The organism is Reyranella sp., from assembly GCF_050185545.1.
Taxonomy (GTDB): Bacteria; Pseudomonadota; Alphaproteobacteria; order Reyranellales; family Reyranellaceae; genus Reyranella.
The window spans coordinates 14414-37431 of sequence record NZ_JBFWZI010000002.1; the positions used below are offsets into that span (position 1 = coordinate 14414).

Genomic DNA, 23018 nt, shown 5'->3' on the forward strand with positions numbered 1-23018 from the left:
GAGACGCCCGCGGTCCAAATGAAGAGCATGAACGCCACAGGGGTGGCGCGCTCCCAGCCATGAGCTTTGTCCAATGAGAGTTACAGAATTGCCCCCGCGGCCCTGAGCTTCTCGCGCAGGGTCGCCGGGTCCAGGGAAGCGGCCGGCTGGTTGGAGGCGGCGGTGAGGGCCGCGGCGGTGCCGACGGCGTGCGCAACCGCCATGGCGGTCGGCATCACCCGGATGGCGCCGTGCGCCTCGTGCGTCGCCGACAGGCCGCGGCCCGCCACCAGCACGTTGTCGAGACCCTGCGGGACGGCGATGCGATAGGGCAGGGCATAGACGTGGTCGGGACCCAGCTCCTCGAAGGTAATGGCGGCGCCGCCGGCATGATGCACGTCGATCGGATAGGCGCCGAGCGCCATGGCGTCGATGAACTCGGCACCGTTGCGCAGGTCGTCGGCGGTGAGCGTCGCGAGGCCGGCGATGCGTCGCGTCTCGCGGATGCCGAGCTGCGGGGCGAAGGACACCAGCCGCGCCCGGCTGCAGCCCGGCACATGGGTGGCGATGAAGCGCGCGGCAGCCAGCGCCTGGCGCCTGCCCTCGCGCTCTCCGTCCGAAAGGGCGAACGGGTCACTGGCGTCGATCGCGATTCGGGTGACATTGAACCAGCCGTCGTCGCTGCCTGGCACCCGGCTGCAATGCAGCGCCGCTCGCGGCAGCGCGCCCTCGGCGACGCCGCGCGCCGACAGCGCCGCCTTGGCCTCGAAGCTCATGTCGTCGAACAGGGCGAAGTCGATCGGCCCCAGGCGGAACATCATGGTCGCGGGCTGCAGGCTCTCGCCGGCCTCGAGCACCAGGAAAGGAGCGCCGACCCGCGCCATCAGGTCGAGATCACCCGACGCGTCGATGAAGACGCGGGCGCGGACGTCGAGAAGACCGCCCTTGGTGAGCAGGGTGGCCGAGCCGATCGCCCGGCCGCGCCGGCTCGCCTGGGCGAGCTGGCTGTGCAGCAGCACGCGCACGCCGGCCTCGTAGGCGATCTCGTCGAGCACGACCTTGAGGATCTCGGTGTCGTACTCGACCCGGTCCATGCGATGGCCGGTCGACATGATGAAGGAACCATGGCCGGTGCTGGCGCCGGCCTTCTGCAGCCGCTCGACGATCTCCTCGGCGATGCCGGCGATGACGCGCCGTCCGGAGCGCGTCTCCCAGCCGACGAACTGACCGACCGCGCCCGCCGTGGCGGCGCCGCCCAGGAAGCCGTGGCGCTCGAACAGCACGGTACGCGCACCCTGGCGGGCAGCGGCGACGGCGGCGACCGTGCCCGCCATGCCGCCGCCGCTGGCCAGGACGTCACATTCGATGGGATTCATTGTGCAAACCGACCATACTCCGGCTCAGGGAAGAACGGGAGGATTCGGTGCTTCGACATTCCATGACCCGCCGCACGACGCTGGGCGGGCTGATTGCGCTGTCCGCGGCGCGCCCGGTCGGCGCCCAGGGTCTGACCAAGGCGACCATCGCGCTGCTCCGCCTTTCCTCGTCGGGGCCGATCTTCATCGCCCAGGAGAAGGGCTGGTTCAAGGAGGCGGGCCTCGACCTTACGATGAAGGATTTCCAGTCGGCGGCCCAGGTGCCGTTGGCCGTCGTGTCGGGCGATGCCGATCTCGGTGTCACCGCCTTCACCGCGGGCTTCTTCAATCTTGCCGCCAAGGGTGGCCTGGTCGTGGTGGCGGCGCAAAGCGCCGAGCGTCCGGGCTACCAGCTCAACGTCATCGCCGTCACCAATGCGGCATGGGATGCCGGCGTGCGCAGCGTCAAGGACCTCGTTGGCAAGCGGGTCGCCGTGACCACGGTCGGCTCCTCGGTTCACTACTCGCTCGAGATCGTCGCGCGCAAGCACGGCGTCGACACCAAGGCGCTCACCATCGTGGCATTGCAGACGATCCCCAACATGGTGGCGGCGTTCAAGGGCGGCCAGGTCGACGCCGCCGTGTTCCCGATCACCACATTTCGCCAGGTCGAGGCGGAGGGCAACGGCAAGCCGATCGCCTATGTCGGCGACGAGGTGCCATGGCAGCTCGGCGCGGTGTTCACCTCGCCCAAGACCGTCGCCGACCGCCGGCCCCTGGTCGAGAAGTTCCTCGTCGGCTATCGGCGCGGTGCCGCCGCCTATCACCTGGCATTCGGCAAGCGCGAGAACGGCAAGCTGGTGCCCGGTCCCAACTACGACGAGATGATCGGCATCCTGTCGACCGTGCTCAAGCAGCCACCGGACCGGGTTGCCGCCGGGTTGCCCTTCATCGACCCGGAAGGCCGGCTCGATGTCGGCGACATCTACAAGCAGGTCGCGTTCTGGCAATCGACCGGCCAGGTCGCCCGCGACGCCAATCCGAAATCGTTCATCGATCTCAGCTTCATCCAGGGCCACTTCAACGTGCCAGGGAAATGAGCCTCAACTTCCTTCCCCGAATCGGAGGAGGTGCCCCCGCAAGGGGGCGGAGGGGGGAAAGCCTCAGTTGAGATCCATGAGATTTCGACGTCGGAACTTCATGAGCCTAGCCTGAGGATTTCCCCTCCGGCTACGGGCCACCTCCCCCAACGACGTCCAACGACGGGGGAGGGATAGAAAGCATCACTCCGCTGCCTTCAGCTCCACGGATCGGGCGGCCCGCAGGGCGGCGTCCTCCTCGCCCCAACGGGTGCCGATTTCGGCGAGCTTGCCCATCACCTCGTCGAGCTCGTGGCCGCGGTGCGTGAGCGAGTAGGTGACCTTGGGCGGGATGGTCGCCTCGTAGTCGCGTCGTACCAGACCTGCGCCTTCGAGGGTGCGTAGCCGTTCGGTCAGCATCTTGGCCGAGATGCCCGACACGCGGCGCTTGAGCTGGCCGAAGCGCTGCGGCCCGTGGGTCTTGAGGTTGTAGAGAATGTACGTCGTCCACGGCCCCATCAGCATGCGCAGGATGAAGTCCATGGGGCAGGACGCGCTTTCCTTGCCGTGGGCTTCGGCGGCAGTCATCTGATCACCTCTTCGGTGACGAATGGGTACTTACTAGAAGTTATATAGTGCGCCGCCGAGATTGTTCCAGTCACTTTGCGTAAGCAACCAGGCTGCCGCAACGGAAAGCCGCTTTCCCCAGTAAAATCAAAGAATTGGAGGTCCAGATCCTTGCCCTGCGGCATGGCATGGTCAGAGTAGGGCTCAGACTGCAGATGGGTTTCGACCACTCCAAAAGCCCGGCGGAGATTCTCGACCGGCTCGGTGCCTTGGTGGAACGCCATGGCCCGGGCCCATGCGATCAGGATGTCGAGGGAAATCGTCGCCGGGACTTTCGCACCATGCAGGCGCTGGTCAGGCAGCGGACCCGAGGCGATAGTGCGCTGGCAGGAGGAGCCGCTGGCCAGGGCGGCGCAGATGATCCGGCTGTGACATCCGGCAGGAGAGAGCCTACCGGATGTCGTCGCTCCGAGAAGTGCTACTTCTTGGTGACGTTCCACCACACCGGCACCGGGCCGGCCAGCCAGCCCGAGATGCGGTCCTTGCGATAAGCGCCGAATGCTTTGTATTGGCCGAGCACGATGTAGCTTGCCTGGTCCATGACGCGATCGGACACGGCGAGCGCGACCTGCTTGCGCTTCTCCGCGTCGTTCTCGCGGGCATAGCTGGCACGCAGTTTCTCCATTTCCGGATCGCAAGGCCAACCGAACCACGCCTTGTCGCAGCCGCCGCTTGTGAAGGCGTTGCCGGCCGGGTCTTCGGCGCCCGCGGTGACGGTGGTGGTGTAGAAGATATTCCAGCCGCCCTTGTCGGGGGCATCCTTTTTGGCGCGGCGTGCGACCAGGGTCTGCCAATCCATCGCCTGAAGGTCGACCTTGAAGCCAATCCTCTCCAGGGCCTGCTTGCCGACCGGCGGCAGCTGGTTCGCCGATTGCAGGTCGGTCGCCTGCATCATGACGATCGGCGTGCCGTCATAACCGCTTTCCTTGAGGAGCTGACGGGCCTTGTCGAGATTGGGTTTGACCAGGAGATCGCCGTAGCTCTTCTCGTAGGGCGAGCCGCAAACCAGCGGGGCGTTGCAGACACGGTAAATCTCGGGATCGCCGATTTGGGCGCGCAGGAAATCCTCCTGGGCGACGGCATACATCGCCGCCTGGCGTGCCTTGACGTTGTTGAATGGCGGATGAAGGTGGTTGAAGCGCATGATCATCTGGCTGCCGAGCGCGTTCCAGCCGTAGAGCGCGATGTTCTTGTCGGCCTTCATCATCGGGAAGAGATCGGTCACCGCCACCTCGAGGACGTCGATCTCGCCCTGCTGCAGGGCATTGACGGCGGTGAGGGGGTCGCTGACGGCGATCCATTCGACACGGTCGACCCTGACCACCTTGCCGCCGGCCAGCATCGACGGCGGCTCGGCGCGCGGCTTGTACTTCGGATTCTTGACGTAGACGACCTTCTCGCCTGGCTTCCATTCGTCCTTCTTGAAGATGAACGGGCCCGAGCCGGTATAGTCGGCGATCTGCTTGTACGGGTCGGTCTCGGCCACCCGCTTGGGCATCATGAACGGCACCGTGGAGGAGGGCTTGCCGAGTGCGTCGAGCACCAGGCCGAACGGTTCCTTGAGCACGATCTGGAAGGTCTTGGCGTCGACCGCCTTCATCTCGCCGACCGAGGCCATGAGCTGCTGACCGAGGGCGTCGCGCGCCCCCCAGCGCTTGATCGAGGCGATGCAGTCCTCCGAGGTGACCGGCGTGCCGTCGTGCCATTCCAGGCCGTCGCGCAGGGTGAAGGTCCAGGTGAGCTTGTCGGCCGAGATGTCGTACTTATCGACCATCTGCGGCTGGACCCGGAGCTGCTCGTCCCTGGCAAACAGCACGTCGTAGATCATGTATCCGTGGTTGCGCGTGATGAATGCCGTGGTCCAGATGGGATCGAGCACCTTGAGGTCGGAATGGGCGACCAGCTTCAGCGTCTGGGCGCCAGCCGGTGCGGCGGCGATCGGCAAAGCCAGGCAGGCCGCGACGACCAGCCATCTGCGCAAGAATCTCAACATGTCGACACACCCTTGTCTTCGAACCCGATTGCACACAGGCTGCCACGGGCCGCATGAGGAATAAAGCGATGTCCATGCCAACGATCTTTGTGTCGCACGGCTCTCCGACCCTGATCCTGAACGACGTGCCGGCGCGCGGTTTCCTGGCGTTGCTCGGCAAGGAACTGCCGAAGCCTACCGCCATCATCGCCGTGTCGGCGCATTGGGGTACCGACGTGCCGGCGGTGTCCCTGGCCCACCGGCCGGGCACCATCCATGACTTCTATGGCTTTCCCGATGCGCTCTATCAGCTGCGCTACGAGGCGCCCGGCGCGCCGGCGCTGGCCGAGCGCGTCGCCAGCCTGACCGGCGCCGCCCACGATCCGCATCGCGGACTGGACCATGGCGCCTGGGTGCCGGCCATGCTGGGTTGGCCCGAGGCCGACATCCCGATCTTCCAGCTGTCCGTCCAGCCCGAGGAGAGCCCGGCGCATCACATAGCGCTCGGGCGAAAGCTCGCGCCGCTGCGCGATGAAGGCGTGCTGGTGATGGGGTCGGGCAGCGCCACCCACAATCTGCGCGCCCTGGTGCGGCACGGCACCAGCCCCGAGCCTGAGCCGTGGGCGCGGGCATTCGACGACTGGCTCGCCGACGCCGTGGCGCGCGGAGACGAGGCGGCGCTGGCCGACTACCGCTCGCGGGCTCCCTATGCCGAGGAAAATCACCCCTCCGACGAGCACCTGCTGCCATTGCACGTGGCCTACGGGGCGGCCGGCGAAGGCGCCCGTGGCCGCCCGCTGCACCGGAGTTTCACCCTCGGCAACTTGTCGATGGCGTCGTATGCGTTCGCCTGATCCGGCTCGAGTCACCGCCGGCCTTACAGCCATAGGCTCAAGATCGGCGCTGCAGCCAACCGGTCGCCATAGGGCATCACGCGCGCGCCGTCGTGCAGCAGGATACCCATGGCGAACGCCTCGCCAGCCGCCTCCTTGAGACTTATCAGGCCCCTGAAGTCTTGCGGTCGAATGGTTGCCGACGCTTTCACCTCGATGCCGACAATCCTTCCCGGGGTTCTCTCGAACACGAAATCGACCTTCGCCTGATCCTTGTCGCGATAGTGGGTGAGGCTCGTGCGCTCGCCTGAAAGAGCGATCGCCTTCAGCCTCTCCGGCGCACGGGTGTCGGCCGTGCCAGCGCTTCGGGAAAGTCCCCCGCCAGAACGCGTTCGACGAGGTTCGTCGTGATCGCTTGAAGTCCAGGCCGGACTCCGCCGTCGAAGGCAACGTCCAGAAATGCTGGCGGTGGGCGGCGCTCGATCTCTAACAGAAAAGTCCCTCGCGGCGCTGGGATGACAATACCGGTGTCACTCCCAGCGCCGCGAGGGACCTTTTTCTTTTCGCGGAACCGCCTGCCTAAGCCGCGTGGGCCAGCGTGACGCCCTTTTCCTTGAACAGCTGCTCGAGCTCGCCAGTCTCGAACATCTCGCGCACGATGTCGCAGCCGCCGACGAACTCACCCTTGACGTAGAGTTGGGGGATGGTCGGCCACTGGCTGAATTCCTTGATGCCCTGGCGAAGCTCCTGGTCGACCAGGATGTTCACGCCGTGGAACTTGACGCCGAGCTCGCTCAGCACGTCGACGACGGCAGCCGAGAAGCCGCACTGCGGGAAAACCGGCGTGCCCTTCATGAACAGCAACACGTCGTTCTTGGAAATCTCGTCGCGGATGCGCTCGAACACCTGGGGTTCGCTCATGTTCGGTCTCCTGTGAGCGCCCAACGGGCGCGGTCTTGGACTTAATATAGGGCCGTTACGGCTTGGGCGCCATGGTGGTCAACTTGAGAGCATGCAGGACGCCGCCCATCCGGCCGCCCAATGCGTTGTAGACCATCTGGTGCTGCTGCACCTTGGACTTGCCGGCGAAGGCCGCCGCGACGACCGTGGCGGCGTAGTGGTCACCGTCCCCGGCGAGGTCCTGGATCTCGACCTGGGCGCCGGGAATGCCTTCCTGGATCAGGCGGACGATGTCTTGGGCGGCCATCGGCATTGCTTGCTTTTCCTGCGCTATTCCGTTGCGTTCATGTAGGCGGGCAGCCACGCTTCGTGGGCCGATCGCAGCTCGCCCAGGGACAGGGAGAGCACCCCCCTGACGGCGAGCGTGGCGCCGCCGGAGTAGCCCAGAACCGTCGCCGGCACACCGGCCGCCTGTGCCGCCTGGACCATCTCCTCGCCGGAATTGCAGGCGACGAGATAGCGGGCTTGATCCTCGCCATACAAAAACGCATGCGACGGCACGGCGTTGCCGGCGGGCAGAGCGACTTCCACACCGGTGCCGCCGGCCAGGCACATCTCGGCCAGCGCCACCAGGAGGCCGCCGTCGCTGAGATCGTGACAGGCAACGATCCGGCGGTTGGCGATCTGGGCGCGCACGAAATCACCGTTACGCCGCTCGATCGCCAGATTGACCGGCGGCGGCGCGCCGTCCTCGCGGCCGCACGCCTCGCGCAGATAGAGCGACTGGCCGAGCCAGCCCGTCGTCTCGCCGACCAGCACGATGGCGAGACCGTCCGTGGTAATGCGCGAGCCGACGGCACAGGCGATGTCGTCGATGACGCCGACTGCACCGATGGTCGGCGTCGGCAGGATCGGTTTGCCCTCGGTCTCGTTGTAGAGCGAGACATTGCCGGACACGACGGGGAAGTCGAGCGCCTGGCAGGCCTCGGCCATGCCCATGATGGCACCCGCAAACTGGCCCATGATCTCGGGCTTCTGCGGATTGCCGAAGTTCATGTTGTCGGTGACGGCAAGCGGCCGGGCGCCGACGGCGGTGATGTTGCGCCACGCCTCGGCGACGGCCTGCCGGCCGCCGGTCTCGGGATGGGCCTGCACGTAGCGCGGCGTGCAATCCGATGTCATGGCGAGGCCTTTGTGGCCACCAGGAACGCGGACGAGCGCTGCGTCACCGTCCTGCGGCCGGATTGCCGTGTTGCCCATGATCAAGTGATCGTACTGGTGCCAGATCCACGCCTTGCTGGCGAGGTCGGGACAGCTCATCAGGGCAATCAGCGAGGAATTCCAGTCGCCGGGCGCCGGCACGTCCGACGCGGCCAGCACCGGCGGCAGGGGCGTCAAGGTCCACGGCCGCTCGTAGACCGGCGCCTCGGTGACCAGCGGCGGGATCGGGATGTTGCCGACGATGTCACCGTGCCAGGACAGCACCATGCGCCCGGAGTCGGTGAGATGGCCGATCACCGCGAAGTCGAGCTCCCATTTCTCGAAGATGCTGCGTGCCAGTGCCTCGCGGCCGGGCTTTAGCACGATCAGCATGCGCTCCTGGCTTTCCGACAGCATGAGCTCGTAGGGGTTCATGCCGGTCTCGCGCATCGGCACCTTGTCGAGCTCGACGATCACGCCCAGCCCGCCCTTGGCCGCCATCTCGAACGAGGAGGAGGTGAGGCCGGCCGCACCCATGTCCTGGATCGCCACGATGGCGTCGGTGGCCATCAGTTCGAGGCACGCCTCGAGCAGAAGCTTCTCCACGAAAGGGTCCCCGACCTGCACCGTCGGCCGCTTCTCCTCGCTGTCCTCGGAGAACTCGGTCGAGGCCATGGTGGCGCCGTGGATGCCGTCGCGGCCGGTCTTGGAGCCGACATAGACCAGCGGGTTGCCGACGCCCGCGGCCGCGGCATAGAAGATGCGGTCGGTCGGCGCGATGCCTACCGTCATGGCATTGACCAGGATGTTGCCGTTGTAGGCGGAGTGGAAATTGGTCTCGCCGCCGACCGTCGGGATGCCCATGCAGTTGCCGTAGCCGCCGATGCCGGCCACCACGCCCGACACGAGATGCCGGGTCTTGGGATGGCTGGGGTCGCCGAAGCGCAACGCGTTCAGGTTGGCAACGGGCCTGGCACCCATCGTGAAGACGTCGCGCAGGATTCCGCCGACTCCGGTAGCCGCACCCTGGTAGGGCTCGATGTAGGAGGGATGGTTATGGCTCTCCATCTTGAAGATGGCGGCCTGGCCGTCGCCGATGTCGATCACGCCGGCATTCTCGCCCGGCCCCTGGATCACCCAGGGCGCCCTGGTCGGCAGCTTCCGGAGCCATACCTTGGAGGATTTGTAGGAGCAGTGCTCGCTCCACATGGCCGAGAAGATGCCGAGTTCCACCATGGTGGGCGTGCGGCCCATGATCGCGAGCACGCGCTGGTACTCGTCGGGCGACAGGCCGTGCTCGGCAATGACCTGCGGCGTGATGACCGGCTCGTTGGGCAGCTTGACGGGGGGGATCACGTGAGAGTCAGACCTCATGGCTGGGGGCGCGCCCCTCCAGTGGCGCTTCTTCTGGACCGCGGGCGTCTCGCCCGGTCTTCCCATGAGCGGGCGAGACGCCCGCGGTCCACGAAGGGGTCGTCATGACAGGGCGTCGACCAGGCCTTCGAACAGGGCGCGGCCGTCGCAGCCGCCGAACATCGGCTCGACCGCATTCTCCGGATGCGGCATCAGGCCCATCACCGTCTTGGTTTCGTTGAACACGCCGGCAATATTGCGGATCGAGCCGTTCGGGTTGCCTTCGATGTCCACGGTACCGTCCGGCGCGCAGTAGCGGAACGCCACCTGGCCGCGATCCTCGAGCTCCTTCAACGTGTCCTCGCTGGCGAAATAGTTGCCCTCGGCATGGGCGACCGGAACGCGGATCACCTGGCCCGACTGGTAGCGGTTGGTGAACAGGCTCTGGCTGGTCTCGACCTTGAGATGCACGTCGCGACAGACGAATTTCAGATGGGCGTTGCGCATCAGGGTACCCGGCAGCAGGCCCGCTTCGGTGACGATCTGGAAGCCGTTGCAGATCGCCAGCACAGGCACGCCCTGGGCGGCCCGGCGCTTGACCTCGGCCATCACCGGCGACTGTGCGGCCATGGCGCCGCAGCGCAGGTAGTCGCCGTAGGAAAAGCCGCCGGGCACGACGATCAGGTCGGTCTTCTCGAAGTCGCCGTCGCCGTGCCACACCATCTGCGGCTTGCGGCCGGTGACCAGCTCGATCGCCTGGGCGACGTCGACTTCGCGGTTCGATCCGGGGAAGACGAGAACGGCCGATTTCATCAGCCCACCAGCTCGATCGAGTAGTTCTCGATCACCGTGTTGGCCAGAAGCTTGCGGCACATCTCGTCGAGCCGCGCCCTGGCCCTGGTCTTGTCCGTCTCGGCGAGCTCAAGCTCGATGAACTTGCCCTGGCGGACATCGCCCACCTCGGCGAAGCCCAGCCGGTTGAGGGAGTGGCCGATCGCCTTGCCCTGCGGATCAAGCACGCCGTTCTTCAGGGTCACGTGAACTCTGGCTTTCATGTCGCCTCTTTGCTGCTCGCCTCTGTGCTGCGCAATCGTCTCTATTGCATGGTCGTCGGGCCACGGACGTCCCCCGGCCCCTGGTCGATCAGGATACCGAGCCGACGGGCCACTTCCTGGTAGGCCTCCTCGACCTTTCCGAGGTCGCGGCGGAAACGGTCCTTGTCCATCTTCTCGTTGGTCCTGAGGTCCCATAACCGGCACGAATCGGGGCTGATCTCGTCGGCCAGCACGATCCGGACCATGTCGTCCTCGTACAGGCGGCCGAACTCGACCTTGAAGTCGATCAGCTTGATGCCGCAACCGAGAAACAGACCGAAGAGGAAGTCGTTGACGCGCAGGGTCAGGGCGACGATGTCGTCGAGGTCCTGGGGTGTCGCCCAGCCGAAGGCCGTGATGTGCTCCTCGGTCACCATGGGATCGCCCAGCGTGTCGTTCTTGTAGAAGAACTCCATGATCGAGCGCGGCAGCTGGGTACCCTCCTCGAGACCGAAGCGCTTGGCGAACGAGTCGGCTGCGACATTGCGCACCACCACCTCGAGCGGGATCATCTCGACCTGTCGGATGAGCTGCTCGCGCATGTTGAGCCGGCGGATGAAGTGGGTCGGCACGCCGATCTCGCCGAGCTTGGTCATCAGGAACTCGGAGATGCGGTTGTTGATCACGCCCTTGCCGGTGATCGTGCCCTTCTTCTGGTTGTTGAACGCGGTGGCATCGTCCTTGAAATACTGGACGATCGTCCCGGGCTCTGGTCCTTCGTACAAGGTCTTGGCCTTGCCCTCGTAGATGCGACGGCGGCGGGACATCTCTTACTCCTTGGCGGGCCGCAAGGAACCCGCCCCATTGGGGCCCCCGCCGGTGGGGCGGACTATGGCGGAAGTCCCATGCGCCGGGACGGGGGAAAAATCCATTGAAAAAGGTGACACGTACGTCATATTTGCCGGTTTGTAGGAGTCTCCACATGGCCCAGCAAATTACCTACGACAAGGCCTATGATGCTGTCGGACCCGAGGATTTCTCGGCGATGCTCGAGGTGCCGCGCTACGGCCGGCGCAGCGACGCCTTCGACGGCATCATCTCGGCCACGCACGACCATTTCTGGGACCCGCTGGACAAGGCCTACATCGATTTCGAGATGCCGTTCGACATGGCGACGACGCCGATTGTGCCGCTCGACATGGTGCTGGAACTGCGCAGCGCCGTGCGGGATCGGCTCGACGGGCGCCAGCAGATCCAGCTCGCCAACGATGTCACCCACTGGTCGGTTTCCAACCTGCTGCATGGCGAGCAGGGGGCGTTGTCGCTGTCGGCCAGCCTGTGCCACATCCTGCTCGACCCGGGCGCCCAGGAATACGCCGCCAACCAGGCGCGAGAGGAGGCGCGTCACGTCACCGGGTTCACGCGCTACATCGCCAAGCGCTGGGGCGAGCCGCTCCCCGTCGGCAAGACCATCCGGACGGTCCTGGCCGACCTCGTGAGCACGCCGGAGGTCTACAAGAAGATCGTCGGCATGCAGATGCTGATCGAGGGACTGGCAATGGGCTCGTTCGCCACGCTCAACGCCAAGACCAACGATCCGGTGTTGCGTCGCCTGGTGCAGCTGGTGATGAGTGACGAGGCCTTCCATCATCGCTTCGGTCGCATCTGGGCGGCAAAGACCATCCGCCATCTCAGCGAAGACGAGCACAGGAAGGTCGAGGACTGGGCGGCGCAGCTCTTCCAGATGCTGCTGTTCAACCTGATCAATGCCGAGCAGAAGCAGGTCATCTACGGCAAATACGGCCTCGACTGGCAGTGGGTGCGCGACGCGGTCAAGGAGACGTTCGGCGACGAGGAGCGCCGCGCCCAGCTCAAGGAAAACACCAACATCTTCCGCGTGCTGATCAAGACGCTGCTGCATGCCGGCATCATCACCAGCCGCACGGCGCCGCTTTACGCAGTGTGGGTCGACATGAAGGAGCTCGAGGCCGAGGGCGACGGCATTCCGGGCGACGTCGTCGCCGAGGAGATGCTGGTGGTCCTGCGCGAGATCAACGCCAGACGCAGGCGGATCAGCAGCAAGGACATGATTCCCGCCACGGTGTGAGCTCATTCTCCTTCCCAGCGTCTTCGCTGAGGTGTCCGCGCCTTTGCGGACGGAGGGGTCATGGTCTTCCGGACCGCTGGCGTCCCGCCGCTCATGAATCCGAGCGGGCGGGACGCCAGCGGTCCGGAAGATCCTTGACCCCTCCGTCGCCGTGCGACGGCGACACCTCCCCAGCGAAGACGCTGAGGAGGAGAAGAGCTACCGCCCGCGGAAGCTGGGCTTGCGGCGCTGGCGCCAGGCCTCGTGCGCCTCGGCCTTGTCCTCGCTCATTTCCAGCACCATGAAGCGGTAGGAATCGACCAGTGACGAATCGGCGATGTTGGGGATATCGAGCCCGCGATTCATCGACTCCTTGACCATGCGCGCGGCAAGCGGCGGCAGGCCGGCAATGTGGTCGGCGACAGCCATCGCCTGGTCCATCAGCTGGGCGTGCGGCACCAGCCACTGGGCGAGGCCGATGCGATAGGCCTCGTCGGCCTTGATCGGGAAGCCGAGAGCCACCCGCATGGCCAGCCCCTTGCCGACGATCCGGGCAAGCCGCGTCGCCCCGCCATAGTTCGGCAGGACGCCGAGAGCGACCTGGGGCAGTCGCCATTCGGCCCGCTCCGAGGCCACGATCAGATCGCAACAGAAGGTGATGATGCAGCCGATGCCGATGGCATAGCCGTTGACCGCGCCGATCACCGGCTTTGGGAAGTCACTGACCAGGTTCGAAGGAAAATTGCGCGCCCGGCCCATCCGCTTGATGAAGGCCTCGGCCGACCGCGTATTGTGGGTGTTGGGATCGCGCAGGTTGGCGCCGGCGGAGAAGGCGCCGCCGGCTTCGTCGCCGGTCAGGATGACGGAGCGCACCTCGTCGTCGTCGGCTGCCTCGTCGAGATGGCGCAGCAGGCCGTCGGCGTAGTCCTGCCCCCAGCAGTTGCGGGCCTCCGGGCGGCTCAGCGTCAAGATCCCCGTATGGCCCTGCTTTCGGTAGAGAAGTGGCATGGCGTCCTCCTGGATGGAGGTTAGGACCGGCTAGGGCTTTCTGGCCAGCACGAAGGCGGACAGGCCGGCCAGACGGTTGATCGGGAAGAGCGGCAGTTCGGCCATGCAGGCGGCGGTCAGCACGCCGTTGGCGAGGGCGCCATGCCGCTGCAGGTTCGTCCGTGGTTCGCTCGAGTTGCGCGAGGCCAGCCGGATGGCGGCGGCCAGCGGGAAGACGAAGCCGAAATAGTAGGAGCCGCGCACGATCTCGAGACCGGCGGCGCGCAGGACGGCCTCGATCTCGTCCAGCCGATAGCGCCGCTTGTGCTCGAGGAAAACGTCGTGGCCACTCCACAGGAAGCGGAAGGCAGGAACGGTTACCAGGAAGTGGGCGCCCGGCGGCACCTTGTCGGCATAGCGCCGGACCAGGCCACAGTCGTTGTCGACGTGCTCCAGCACGTCCATCATCAGCACCAGGTTGCAATCGACAGCGCCGATCGTCCGACGGAAGCGCACCGGTTTGCCGTTGCTGCTGTCATCGCGGTCGGAGGGGTAGCCGGTGTCGACGCACAGCGCCGCCGTTGCGTCGGTCCTTTCCAGCAGATGGCGCGAGAAGAATCCCGAGCCCGCGCCGACGTCGAGGACATGCCGCGGCCGCAGCGACGCAACCGCGCGGCGCAAAGCGGCCGACTTGGCGCGATAGTACCAGTGCCGGCCGATGTCGGCGCCCAGGATGTCCTCTTCCTTGAGATCCATGCGCTCAGGGTTTTGTCGGCTGCGATGTGCCGTCCGCGTAGACGCCCTCGACGACATAGATCGGCCGGCTCTTCACCTCGAGGAACAGGCGGCCGAGATATTCGCCGATGATGCCGAGCGAGAGCAGCTGGATGGCGCCCATCAGCAGCACGGCGATCAGCAGTGAGGCGTAACCCGGGGTGTCGATGCCGAAGATCAAGACCCGGGTGACAATGAACAGGGCGTAGAGCACGGCAATGCTGGCGATCACGACGCCCACGTAGAACCAGGCGCGCAATGGCGCCGTCGAGAAGCTCACCACGCCGTCGAGCGCGAAGTTCCACAGGCGCCAGAAATTGAACTTGGTCGAGCCGGCGACACGCTGCGGCCGCTCGTAAGGCACGCCGACGGCGTTGAAGCCGACCCAGGCGAACAGGCCTTTCATGAAGCGGTTGCGTTCGGGCAGCTGGCGCAGCACTTCGACGGCGCGCCGGTCGACCAGCCGGAAGTCGCCGACATTTTCGGGGATGCGCACCGGCGACATCGTGTTGAATACCCGGTAGAACCAGCTGGCCGACAGGCGCTTGGCCGTCGTGTCGGAGGTCCGCTGGGTACGCACGCCGTAGACGATGTCGTAGCCTTCGCGCCAGCGGGTCATGAAGGGCTCGATCAATTCCGGTGGATCCTGCAGGTCGATATCCATCGGTACGATGACGTCACCCCGGGCGTGGTCGATGCCGGCGGTGAGGGCCGCTTCCTTGCCGAAGTTGCGCGACAGGTTGACGATCCTGAGCCGTCGGTCGGCCGCACTGTGGTCGAGCAGACGGATTAGCGTGTCGTCGCGCGAGCCGTCGTTGACGAAGACGATCTCGAAGCGGAATCCGTCGCGCTCCATGAGCCCGGTAACCGCCTCGAGAAAGATGTCGATCGATTCCTCCTCGTTGTAGACCGGGACGACCAGCGACAGCAGCGGGTCGGCCGGCCGGCGCTCGCGCTGGATGGCGAGCTGCCGCCCGAGCGTGCTGCCTTGGGCGCCGTTCTGGATTCGCGGGGGAGGAATGACCGATTCGGGCACGAAGGAGGGTTCCGTCAGACGGCTCTATACTCCTTCGCTCCCTGATGCACGAGAGTCCTGGCGGTCAGCTCACCACTTCCACGACGCCATCGAGAGACATGATGCCGATGTCGACCGCGAGATCGGGATGCCGCTTGTTGATTTCCGCCTTGAAGGTTTTCAGCACCTCCGACTGCTTGGCGGTTTCCAGGGCCTTGTCGGTCCGCAGCGCCTCGCCATAGGCGACGAAGACCGCGCCGCAGTCGCGATGGGTGAGGCCGACGACGCGCCGGATCTTGTGCAGCTGGATGGTGATGGCGAGGTTTTCCCAGAAGGCCGTGTGCCAATGACTGAACGCGGGAGCGATGGCCCCGACTGGCCCCCCGGCGATGACGAACTGGCTGTATTTGTCCATGAAGCCACGGCTCACCATGTAGGCGAGGGACGTCGTCGTGACCCTGGGATCGATGCAGTTCATCAGCATCGCCTCGGTGGGCTTGTATTGTGCCAGGGCGGGAAACGCCGCCGCCATGGCGGCACCGAAGCCGAGGCCCAGGGCGCCGCGGCGCGTCATGGCAGGCATGCATCCGCAGGCCGCGTGGTGGACGTGTCGAGTCATTGGAACGTAGCCTTTCCCTGTTGAGCCAAGCCGCCATTGTTGTCGGCGATCCAGGTCGTCACCGAGCCATCGGACTCGTGTCTCGCCTGGACCGAGAAAGAGGGCCCAGCATAGACAGGTGCGAGCGCGCGGAACTCAAACCCCCGGGGAATTTTACCGGGGTTCGAGCGACGCGCCAGTTCCATTTGCAGCAGGCCCATCAACGGGCCGTGAACGATCAACCCAGGGTAGCCTTCGACGGACGTCACATACGGCTGATCGTAGTGGATGCGATGGCCGTTGAAGGTGAGCGCGGAGAAGCGGAACAGCAGCACCGGATCGGCCACGATCTTCCTGGACCAGGTGGCGTCGGCCGGCGCCGGCCTGGGGTCGCGCTGGCGTTCGCCGGGCTTGGGCGCCTCGCGATAGACGATGTCGTGGTCCTCGATGAAGGCGCCGCCGCGTGGGCCGGCGACCGTGTGCTCGACCGTGACGAAGACCATCGCGCCGGTCGAGCCGATCTTGGGCTCGACCGACTTGATGCGTGATGTGCGGTGGACCGTATCACCGACGCGCAGCGGCTCGCCGGTGAAGGCGAAGCGGCTGCCCGCCCACATGCGGCGCGGCAGCGGCACCGGGGGCAGGAAGTCGCCGCGCTCGGCGTGACCGTCGGAACCGACCTTGGAGAGCCGGGCCGCCTCGAGAAAGAACAGCCAATGCCAGAGCGGCGGCAGCGCGTCCCCGGCGACGGGATCGGGATCCGGCTCGTCGAGGGTGGCGGACAGGGCGCGTACCGGGAAGGGGGTGACGAGATCCTCGACGGCACGCGTACGGCCGACCCATTCACGCAGCTTTTCCAACGACATATCGTCTCCTCACCGGGTTTGCTGCTGAATCTGCCATCGCCGCAGTGGGGTGGAAAGACCGGGTTCGCACCGCTATATAGCCACTCATCCAGCCCAGCGGAGCGGCAATGACGACGTTCGACGATCGCGAGAAATCCTTCGAGAAGAAGTTCCAGCACGACCAGGAACTTCAGTTCAAGGTCAATGCCCGCAAGAACAAGCTGCTCGGCCTGTGGGCCGCCGGCCTGATTGGCAAGGCCGGCGCCGACGCCGAGGCCTATGCCAAGGACGTCGTCATGGCCGATTTCGAGAAGCCGGGCGATTCCGACGTCATCCACAAGCTGATGAGGGATCTCGCCGCCGCCGGCAAGCCGATGGAGGACCATTCCATCCGCAAGCAGGGCGAGCGGCTCCTGGAAGAAGCCAAGAAGCAGGTGATGGCGGAGCAGAAGTAGGTCGCGGCCATCGGTGCCAACTTGTCGGAATGCCCAACAATATCCTCATCCTGAGGAGGCCGCGTAGCGGCCGTCTCGAAGGATGGGCTGCAGACGAGATCGCTGAGCCCACCCGTGGTTTTGCCCACCCTTCGAGACGCGGCCCTGCGGGCGGCTCCTCGGGGTGAGGTTTATGGGGCGAAGACGCGCTTGAAGATCGTATCGACGTGCTTGGTGTGGTAGCGCATGTCGAATAGCGCCGTGAGTTCGTCGTCGGACAGGAACTGGCCGATCTCCCTGTCGGCGCGACAGAGCGCCAGGAACGAGGCGTTGCCGCGCCAGGCTTCCATGGCATTGCGCTGGACGGCGGCGTAGGCATCCTCGCGGCTCATGCCCTTCTGGGTGAGCGCGAGCAGCACGCGCTGCGAGAACACCAGCCCGCCCAGGGCGTCAAGATTGCCCTGCATACGCTCCGGATAGACCAGCAACTGCTCGACGACCGAGGTCGCACGGCCCAGGGCGAAGTCGAGCGTGACCGTCGCGTCGGGCGCGATGTAGCGCTCTACGGAGGAGTGTGAGATATCGCGCTCGTGCCACAGCGTGACGTCCTCGAGCGCTGGCACCACGGCGCTGCGCACTACGCGGGCGAGGCCGGTCAGGTTCTCGGTCAGCACCGGGTTGCGCTTGTGCGGCATCGCCGAGCTGCCCTTCTGGCCCTCGGAGAAGAACTCCTCCGCCTCGCGCAGCTCGGTGCGCTGCAGGTGGCGTATCTCGGTGGCGAGATTCTCGATCGATGCCGCGACCACGGCGAGCGTGGCGAAGAACATGGCGTGGCGGTCGCGCGGGATCACCTGGGTCGATACCGCTTCGATTGCGAGCCCGAGCTTTCCGGCGACGTGGGCCTCGATGCGCGGGTCGATATTGGCGAAGGTGCCGACGGCGCCCGAGATGGCGCAGGTCGCGATCTCGGCGCGCCCCGCCACCAGGCGGCCGCGATTGCGCGCAAAGGCGGCGTAGTGGCCGGCGAGCTTGACACCGAAGGTCGTGGGTTCGGCGTGGATGCCGTGGCTGCGGCCGATGGTCGGCGTGTTCTTGTGCTCATGGGCCCGCTTGGCGAGCGCCGCCATCAGCAGGTCGACATCGGCGATCAGGAGGTCGGCCGCCTGGCTCAGCTGGACGGCGAAGGTGGTGTCGAGCACGTCGGACGAGGTCAAGCCCTGGTGCACGAAGCGCGATTCGGGGCCGATGAACTCGCCGAGCCAGGTCGTAAAGGCGATGACATCGTGCTTGGTCACGCGCTCGATGGCATCGATCCTGGCGACCTGGCCCGCCGGGTCGGCCGCGAGGGCCGCCATGGCCGCCTTGCCGCCCCTCCAGATCGCCTCGGCCGCCGCCTTGGGGATGATGCCCAGTCCTGCCATGGCCTCGCAGGCGTGCGCCTCGATCTCGAACCAGATGCGGAAGCGGTTCTCGGGTGCCCAGATTGCCGCCATCTGCGGCCGGGAATAGCGGGGAATCATGATTGGCCTTTTAGTCCCGATGGTGCGGGGACGCCATGCTAGAAACCGCGCACCATGTCTCCCTGTTGCCCTGCCGTTTGCCGATGACACCCTTGTCCGAGTGCCCGCGCGAGGTCCTCGCCAATGTCGCCGGCGTGCTGACCGACATCGATGAAACCGTCTCGACCCATGGCCGGCTGACTGCCGACGCCTATCAGGCGATGGCGGCGCTGCATGCCGCCGGATTGCGTGTCATCCCGGTGACCGGCCGGCCGGCCGGCTGGTGCGACCATATCGCCCGCTTCTGGCCGGTCGATGCCGTGGTGGGCGAGAACGGCGCCTTCTGGATGTGGCAGGACCGGGTGGCCGGCAAGCTCAGGACACGCTTCGTGCAGAGCGAGGACGAGCGTTCCGAGGGGCGGCGCCGGCTCGAGACCGTGCGGGCCGAGGTGCTGCGCGAGGTGCCGGGTGCCGGCATTGCATCGGATCAACCCTATCGCGTAGCCGATCTCGCCGTCGATTTCTGCGAGGACGTCCCGCCGCTCAGCCACGCCGAGGTGAAGCGCATCCTGGAGATCTTCGCGCGACACGGCGCGCACGCCAAGGCGAGCTCGATCCACGTCAATGGCTGGTTTGGCGAGTACGACAAGCTCGCCACCAGCCGCGTGATGATGCGGGAACTGTTCGGCATCGATCTCGAGGCCGAGCGCGCACGCTGGGTCTTTTCCGGCGACTCGCCCAACGATGCGCCCATGTTCGGCTACTTCCCCAATTCTGTCGGCGTCGCCAACGTGCGCGACTTCGCCGACGGCATGGATCACCTGCCGCGATGGGTCACGGCCCGCCGCTCGGGGGCAGGGTTCGTCGAGCTTGCCGAGGCGCTGCTCGCGGCGCGCTGCTCGCCATGACGCTGCCGCGGCCCGTGATGGCCGTCGTCTTCGACATGGACGGCTTGCTCTGCTACGCAACACCTTCTGCAGTCGATCGCCGTCGATACTGCGGCGCGGTACTGCCCGGCGTGACGCGCCCGTCTATCGAGGCTGCGGCGGGCTGAGCAGCAGGGAGCCGAAATGGGTGACGCTGTCGGCCTGGGTGATGACCCCCACGGCGCCGGACTGCGGCAGGCTGCGGTCGGTTACATCGAACATTGGCGTGCCATCGAGCGCCACCTCGAAGCGGTCGTTCGCCGCGACGACCCGCAGCGAATGCCATTTGCCGGTCTCGATCGGGGCGTCCTTGCGAGCGAGCTGGCTGCGCTTGCCCTTCTCCATCCTGTAGAGGCGGACCGTCTTGTCGAGCGCATTGGCCTGGACGAAGTAGTAGTCGTTGGCGCTCTGGGCTCGGAACATGAGGCCGGCCACTTGGGCACGGGTGCCCGAGATCGGCTTGAAGCGCAGGGTGGCGTCGAGATCGCGCCCGACCGCCCGCTCGGCGACGCACAGGGGGAAGCGCGAATCGGTCGGGTCGCCGGCGGTTTCGGCCAAGGCCCAGCCATTCGGACCGTCAGGGTCGGCCACGGCGCGCCATTCGGAGGTCCGGCCGATGCCGGTCTTGCCCTGGACACAGGCGACCCGGCCGTCGGCCGTGGCGAGTGGCACGACCAACTGGGCGAAGGCCGGTGTGGCGAGAGCGAGGCTGAGCAGAAGAACCAGGACACGCATGGCGCCAGTGTAGCGCCGTGATCGTGACAAGGCGCGCCTCGAACGCGCTGTGCTTGACCGCATGTGCGGCAAGAGGGAGTTTATGCACCGGCTGATTTTCCAAACTTGGGGGGACCAAGAATGCGTCTGTGCACAATCATGAGCGGCGGCAAGCCGGTGGTCGGGGTCAAGCCGGGCAATGGCAAGATCATCGACTTGTCGAAGCAGATGCCGCGCGGTCCCAAGACCGTCGTCGAGATTCTGGCCGGCGGCAAGAAGGTCCAGGCCGAGGTCGCCAAGGCCTGCGCCAAGCCCAAGCCGGCCGCCCTGGTGTCGGAGAAGTCGGCCAAGTACCTGCCGCCGATCCCCAACCCGGGCAAGATCCTGTGCATCGGTCTTAACTATCGCAAGCACGCCGAGGAGACGAAAAACCCGATCCCGCCCTACCCGGTGGTGTTCTGCCGCTTCGACAACACGCTGGTGGCGCACAACGGCAAGATGCCGCGGCCCAGCGCCTCCGACCAGCTCGACTGGGAGGCCGAGCTCACCATCGTGATCGGCAAGAAGTGCCGCAACGTCCCCAAGGAGAAGGCGCTCGGCGTGATCGCTGGCTACGCCTGCTTCAACGACGGCTCGGTGCGCGACTGGCAGGCGAAGTCGGGCGGCCAGTTCACCCTGGGCAAGAATTTCGACGGCACCGGCGGCTTCGGTCCCGACATCGTCACCTCGGACGAGCTGCCGCCGGGGGCGGCGCCGCTGCGCATCATGACGCGCGTCAACGGCGAGGTCATGCAGGACAGCAACACCGACGACCTGATCTTCGACGTGCCGACCCTGGTGCACGAGCTCAGCAAGGTCATGACGCTCGATCCGGGCGACATCATCATCACCGGCACGCCGTCGGGAGTCGCCATGGCGCGCAAACCGCAGCCTTGGCTGAAGCCGGGCGACGTCTGCGAGGTCGAGATCGAGAAGATAGGAATCCTGCGCAATCCGATCGTGCAAGGGGCCTGACGGGCCTCATTGTCTTCCGGACCGCGGGCGTCTCGCCCGCTCATGAGATGAGCGGGCGAGACGCCCGCGGTCCAAAGAAACCTGACGGTCACGCCTTGCGTGGCAGACCCTCGAGCCCGCCCATCATGAGGCGGGTGGCGAACTCGACGGCGGCGGCGGGGTCCACGGGGTCGCGCGCGACCATGATCACGGAGATCTCGAAGGCGATGCCGCCCATCGCCGCGGCCAGGTAGGACACGTCGACCCTGGGCAGCAGGCCATTGGCCATGGCGGCGCGGATGTCGTCGTTGAGCGCCTGGGCCAGTGCCCGCACATCGGGCTTGTCGAGCAGGGTGCGGATGGCGGTGAAGTTCTTGCGGGCCAGCGCCAGCAGCTCGGCATCCTCGACGATGAAATCGAAATACACGGCATAATGGCGGCGGAAGAACTCCTCGGTCGTGGCGGCGCGGGCGCGGCCGGCATGGTGGCGCCGCAGCAGCTCGCCGGTCAGTTCGCCGACCACGGCCTCGAAAATCTCGTCCTTGTCCTTGAAGTAGTTGTAGAACGTGCCCGAGGCCAGATCGGTGCGGCGGACGATGTCGCGCACGCTCGCCGCTCCAAAGCCCATCTCGGCGAACACCGCACGCGCCGCTTTGAGAAGCGCGGTGCGGTTCTCCGCCTTGTTCTGCTCGCGCCTGCCGCCGCGCGGCTCCGCCGCTATGCTCGTGTCCTCGCCCATGCTCAACGGCCCAATTGTGCCAGTTCGTGGCGCAGGCCCGCCACCATGTCGTCCATCGCCCGGGCGGCCGCCTGCAGCACCCCGCGCATGCCTGCAAAGCCGTGGATCAGCGAGTCGAACTCGCGATGGATTGTCTTTACCCCGGCCGCCGACAGGCGCGCGGCATAGGCTTGGCCCTCGTCGCGCAGCGGATCGAATCCCGCCGTGTAGACCAGGGCGGGCGGCAGGCCCTCGAGGTCCGGGGCCTTCAAGGGCGAGGCACGCGGATCGTCGACTTCGCCGGGACCGTTGAGGTAATGGCCGCGCACCCATTCAATGTCGGCGCGCGTCAGCAGGAAGCCCTCGCCGCAGCTGGCATAGGACGGTGTGCTTCCGGAAAGGTCGGTGGCCGGATAGATGAGCCACTGCAGGCAGGGCGGCCGGGGGTCCTCGCGCAGCAGCCGGGAAATCACCGTCGCCAGCGTCGCGCCGGCCGAATCGCCTGCGACCACGACGCGCGCCGGGTCGATGCCGATCGTGGTCGCCTCGGCCGCGAGCCAGCGGAAGGCTGCGACGGCGTCATCCACGGCGGCCGGGAACTTGTGCTCGGGCGCCAGGCGATAGTCGACGGCGACCACGGCGCAGCCGCTGCGGGCGCAGAGGTAGCGGCAGACCAGGTCGTACGCCTCGAGGCTGCCGAGCACCCAGCCGCCGCCATGGAAATAGAGGATGGCGGGCAGCAGGCGGGCGACTGTGCCTGCCGGCCGGTAAAGCCTGATCCGCATCCGGTCGGCCGGCCCCGCGATCGTGCGGTCGACGATCTCGCCGACCGGCGCCGGCCGGCCGCCGAGCAGGGGCAGCACGGCATCGAGCTCGGCCCGCGCCTCGCGCACGGTCAATTGGTGCATCGCCGGCCGGCCGCTGCGGGCCAGCAGCTGCAGGAACCATTGGGTGCGGCCGTCGAGCGTGCGGCCGTCGACCACGATCGGCGGGCCGGCCAGGATGTTTACCCAGGAGATCGGCATGCGCAGCGCCAGGTTCGCGGCCCTGCCCACCACGTCGCGCGCAATCTCCTTCATCGCCATCAGCCGTTCCTA

At 66.4% G+C, this 23018-nt stretch carries 26 protein-coding genes; 6 read left to right on the plus strand and 20 right to left on the minus strand.

Going from position 1 to position 23018, the window contains the following annotated elements; translation table 11 throughout:
* Nucleotides 1-80: 80 nt before the first annotated feature.
* On the minus strand, nucleotides 81-1355 hold the full coding sequence (locus AB7O82_RS00675; protein ID WP_428543876.1) for an FAD-dependent oxidoreductase: 1275 nt from the start codon (nucleotides 1353-1355) through the stop codon (nucleotides 81-83).
* A 47-nt stretch (nucleotides 1356-1402) separates the two neighbouring features.
* Here AB7O82_RS00675 and AB7O82_RS00680 point away from each other — a divergent pair, with 47 nt between their 5' ends.
* On the plus strand, nucleotides 1403-2434 hold the full coding sequence (locus AB7O82_RS00680) for an ABC transporter substrate-binding protein (RefSeq protein ID WP_428543874.1): 1032 nt from the start codon (nucleotides 1403-1405) through the stop codon (nucleotides 2432-2434).
* Between the two features lie 183 nt (nucleotides 2435-2617).
* Here AB7O82_RS00680 and AB7O82_RS00685 read toward each other — a convergent pair whose 3' ends face one another.
* The 3 genes from AB7O82_RS00685 to AB7O82_RS00695 are packed head-to-tail and all read right to left on the minus strand — an operon-like array spanning nucleotide 2618 to nucleotide 5033.
* On the minus strand, nucleotides 2618-3001 hold the full coding sequence (locus AB7O82_RS00685) for a winged helix-turn-helix transcriptional regulator (RefSeq protein ID WP_428543872.1): 384 nt from the start codon (nucleotides 2999-3001) through the stop codon (nucleotides 2618-2620).
* A complete protein-coding gene (locus AB7O82_RS00690; protein ID WP_428618401.1) occupies nucleotides 2998-3480 on the minus strand; it encodes a hypothetical protein in 483 nt (160 codons plus the stop codon). Before AB7O82_RS00690 ends, AB7O82_RS00685 begins: the two co-directional genes overlap by 4 nt.
* Nucleotides 3459-5033, minus strand: coding sequence for an ABC transporter substrate-binding protein (locus AB7O82_RS00695; RefSeq protein ID WP_428543869.1), 1575 nt, complete (start codon nucleotides 5031-5033; stop codon nucleotides 3459-3461). Before AB7O82_RS00695 ends, AB7O82_RS00690 begins: the two co-directional genes overlap by 22 nt.
* A gap of 74 nt (nucleotides 5034-5107) precedes the next feature.
* Here AB7O82_RS00695 and AB7O82_RS00700 point away from each other — a divergent pair, with 74 nt between their 5' ends.
* Nucleotides 5108-5866, plus strand: coding sequence for a DODA-type extradiol aromatic ring-opening family dioxygenase (locus AB7O82_RS00700; protein WP_428543867.1), 759 nt, complete (start codon nucleotides 5108-5110; stop codon nucleotides 5864-5866).
* A gap of 23 nt (nucleotides 5867-5889) precedes the next feature.
* On the opposite strand, the gene AB7O82_RS00705 is transcribed toward AB7O82_RS00700, so the two are convergent.
* From AB7O82_RS00705 to purC, 7 genes are all read right to left on the minus strand, one after another.
* Nucleotides 5890-6306, minus strand: a complete 417-nt coding sequence (locus AB7O82_RS00705) for a DUF4143 domain-containing protein (protein WP_428618490.1) — start codon at nucleotides 6304-6306, stop codon at nucleotides 5890-5892.
* A gap of 118 nt (nucleotides 6307-6424) precedes the next feature.
* On the minus strand, nucleotides 6425-6766 hold the full coding sequence (grxD, locus tag AB7O82_RS00710) for a Grx4 family monothiol glutaredoxin (protein WP_428543865.1): 342 nt from the start codon (nucleotides 6764-6766) through the stop codon (nucleotides 6425-6427).
* Nucleotides 6767-6821: 55 nt separating this feature from the next.
* Nucleotides 6822-7058, minus strand: coding sequence for a BolA/IbaG family iron-sulfur metabolism protein (locus AB7O82_RS00715; RefSeq protein WP_428543863.1), 237 nt, complete (start codon nucleotides 7056-7058; stop codon nucleotides 6822-6824).
* Between the two features lie 17 nt (nucleotides 7059-7075).
* Nucleotides 7076-9283, minus strand: a complete 2208-nt coding sequence (purL, locus tag AB7O82_RS00720) for a phosphoribosylformylglycinamidine synthase subunit PurL (RefSeq protein ID WP_428543890.1) — start codon at nucleotides 9281-9283, stop codon at nucleotides 7076-7078.
* Nucleotides 9284-9421: 138 nt separating this feature from the next.
* A complete protein-coding gene (purQ, locus tag AB7O82_RS00725) occupies nucleotides 9422-10111 on the minus strand; it encodes a phosphoribosylformylglycinamidine synthase subunit PurQ (protein ID WP_428543861.1) in 690 nt (229 codons plus the stop codon).
* Nucleotides 10111-10353: a phosphoribosylformylglycinamidine synthase subunit PurS gene (gene purS / locus AB7O82_RS00730; protein WP_428543859.1), complete on the minus strand. Its 243-nt coding sequence runs from the start codon at nucleotides 10351-10353 to the stop codon at nucleotides 10111-10113. Before purS ends, purQ begins: the two co-directional genes overlap by 1 nt.
* A 41-nt stretch (nucleotides 10354-10394) precedes the next feature.
* On the minus strand, nucleotides 10395-11159 hold the full coding sequence (purC, locus tag AB7O82_RS00735) for a phosphoribosylaminoimidazolesuccinocarboxamide synthase (protein WP_428543857.1): 765 nt from the start codon (nucleotides 11157-11159) through the stop codon (nucleotides 10395-10397).
* A gap of 155 nt (nucleotides 11160-11314) precedes the next feature.
* Here purC and AB7O82_RS00740 point away from each other — a divergent pair, with 155 nt between their 5' ends.
* Nucleotides 11315-12439, plus strand: a complete 1125-nt coding sequence (locus AB7O82_RS00740; protein WP_428543855.1) for a ferritin-like domain-containing protein — start codon at nucleotides 11315-11317, stop codon at nucleotides 12437-12439.
* A gap of 198 nt (nucleotides 12440-12637) precedes the next feature.
* Here AB7O82_RS00740 and AB7O82_RS00745 read toward each other — a convergent pair whose 3' ends face one another.
* The 5 genes from AB7O82_RS00745 to AB7O82_RS00765 all read right to left on the minus strand — a co-directional run bounded on the left by AB7O82_RS00745 (nucleotide 12638) and on the right by AB7O82_RS00765 (nucleotide 16658).
* Nucleotides 12638-13426: an enoyl-CoA hydratase/isomerase family protein gene (locus AB7O82_RS00745; protein WP_428543853.1), complete on the minus strand. Its 789-nt coding sequence runs from the start codon at nucleotides 13424-13426 to the stop codon at nucleotides 12638-12640.
* A gap of 30 nt (nucleotides 13427-13456) precedes the next feature.
* The gene (locus AB7O82_RS00750) at nucleotides 13457-14161 is read right to left on the minus strand and encodes a class I SAM-dependent methyltransferase (protein ID WP_428618403.1); all 705 of its coding nucleotides are present in this window, start codon (nucleotides 14159-14161) and stop codon (nucleotides 13457-13459) included.
* A 4-nt stretch (nucleotides 14162-14165) separates the two neighbouring features.
* Nucleotides 14166-15215, minus strand: coding sequence for a glycosyltransferase family 2 protein (locus AB7O82_RS00755; protein ID WP_428543849.1), 1050 nt, complete (start codon nucleotides 15213-15215; stop codon nucleotides 14166-14168).
* A gap of 64 nt (nucleotides 15216-15279) precedes the next feature.
* Nucleotides 15280-15768 (minus strand): carbonic anhydrase, encoded by a 489-nt coding sequence (locus AB7O82_RS00760; protein ID WP_428543847.1) that lies wholly within the window; start codon nucleotides 15766-15768, stop codon nucleotides 15280-15282.
* A gap of 41 nt (nucleotides 15769-15809) precedes the next feature.
* A complete protein-coding gene (locus AB7O82_RS00765) occupies nucleotides 15810-16658 on the minus strand; it encodes an FAS1-like dehydratase domain-containing protein (protein ID WP_428543845.1) in 849 nt (282 codons plus the stop codon).
* 107 nt (nucleotides 16659-16765) lie between these two features.
* On the opposite strand from AB7O82_RS00765, the gene AB7O82_RS00770 reads away from it, so the two are divergent.
* On the plus strand, nucleotides 16766-17092 hold the full coding sequence (locus AB7O82_RS00770; protein WP_428543843.1) for a DUF1476 domain-containing protein: 327 nt from the start codon (nucleotides 16766-16768) through the stop codon (nucleotides 17090-17092).
* 170 nt (nucleotides 17093-17262) lie between these two features.
* Here the strand turns inward: AB7O82_RS00770 and purB are convergent, their stop codons facing one another.
* The gene (purB, locus tag AB7O82_RS00775; RefSeq protein ID WP_428543841.1) at nucleotides 17263-18591 is read right to left on the minus strand and encodes an adenylosuccinate lyase; all 1329 of its coding nucleotides are present in this window, start codon (nucleotides 18589-18591) and stop codon (nucleotides 17263-17265) included.
* Between the two features lie 83 nt (nucleotides 18592-18674).
* Between purB and AB7O82_RS00780 the strand changes: the two genes are divergently transcribed.
* Nucleotides 18675-19478 (plus strand): HAD-IIB family hydrolase, encoded by an 804-nt coding sequence (locus AB7O82_RS00780; RefSeq protein ID WP_428618406.1) that lies wholly within the window; start codon nucleotides 18675-18677, stop codon nucleotides 19476-19478.
* Nucleotides 19479-19601: 123 nt separating this feature from the next.
* Here AB7O82_RS00780 and AB7O82_RS00785 read toward each other — a convergent pair whose 3' ends face one another.
* Nucleotides 19602-20261, minus strand: coding sequence for a family 16 glycoside hydrolase (locus tag AB7O82_RS00785; protein ID WP_428543837.1), 660 nt, complete (start codon nucleotides 20259-20261; stop codon nucleotides 19602-19604).
* A gap of 90 nt (nucleotides 20262-20351) precedes the next feature.
* On the opposite strand from AB7O82_RS00785, the gene AB7O82_RS00790 reads away from it, so the two are divergent.
* Nucleotides 20352-21224 (plus strand): fumarylacetoacetate hydrolase family protein, encoded by an 873-nt coding sequence (locus tag AB7O82_RS00790; RefSeq protein ID WP_428618408.1) that lies wholly within the window; start codon nucleotides 20352-20354, stop codon nucleotides 21222-21224.
* Nucleotides 21225-21312: 88 nt separating this feature from the next.
* On the opposite strand, the gene AB7O82_RS00795 is transcribed toward AB7O82_RS00790, so the two are convergent.
* Nucleotides 21313-21942, minus strand: a complete 630-nt coding sequence (locus AB7O82_RS00795; protein WP_428618410.1) for a TetR/AcrR family transcriptional regulator — start codon at nucleotides 21940-21942, stop codon at nucleotides 21313-21315.
* A 2-nt stretch (nucleotides 21943-21944) separates the two neighbouring features.
* Nucleotides 21945-23006 (minus strand): alpha/beta hydrolase, encoded by a 1062-nt coding sequence (locus AB7O82_RS00800; protein ID WP_428543831.1) that lies wholly within the window; start codon nucleotides 23004-23006, stop codon nucleotides 21945-21947.
* Nucleotides 23007-23018 lie beyond the last annotated feature (12 nt).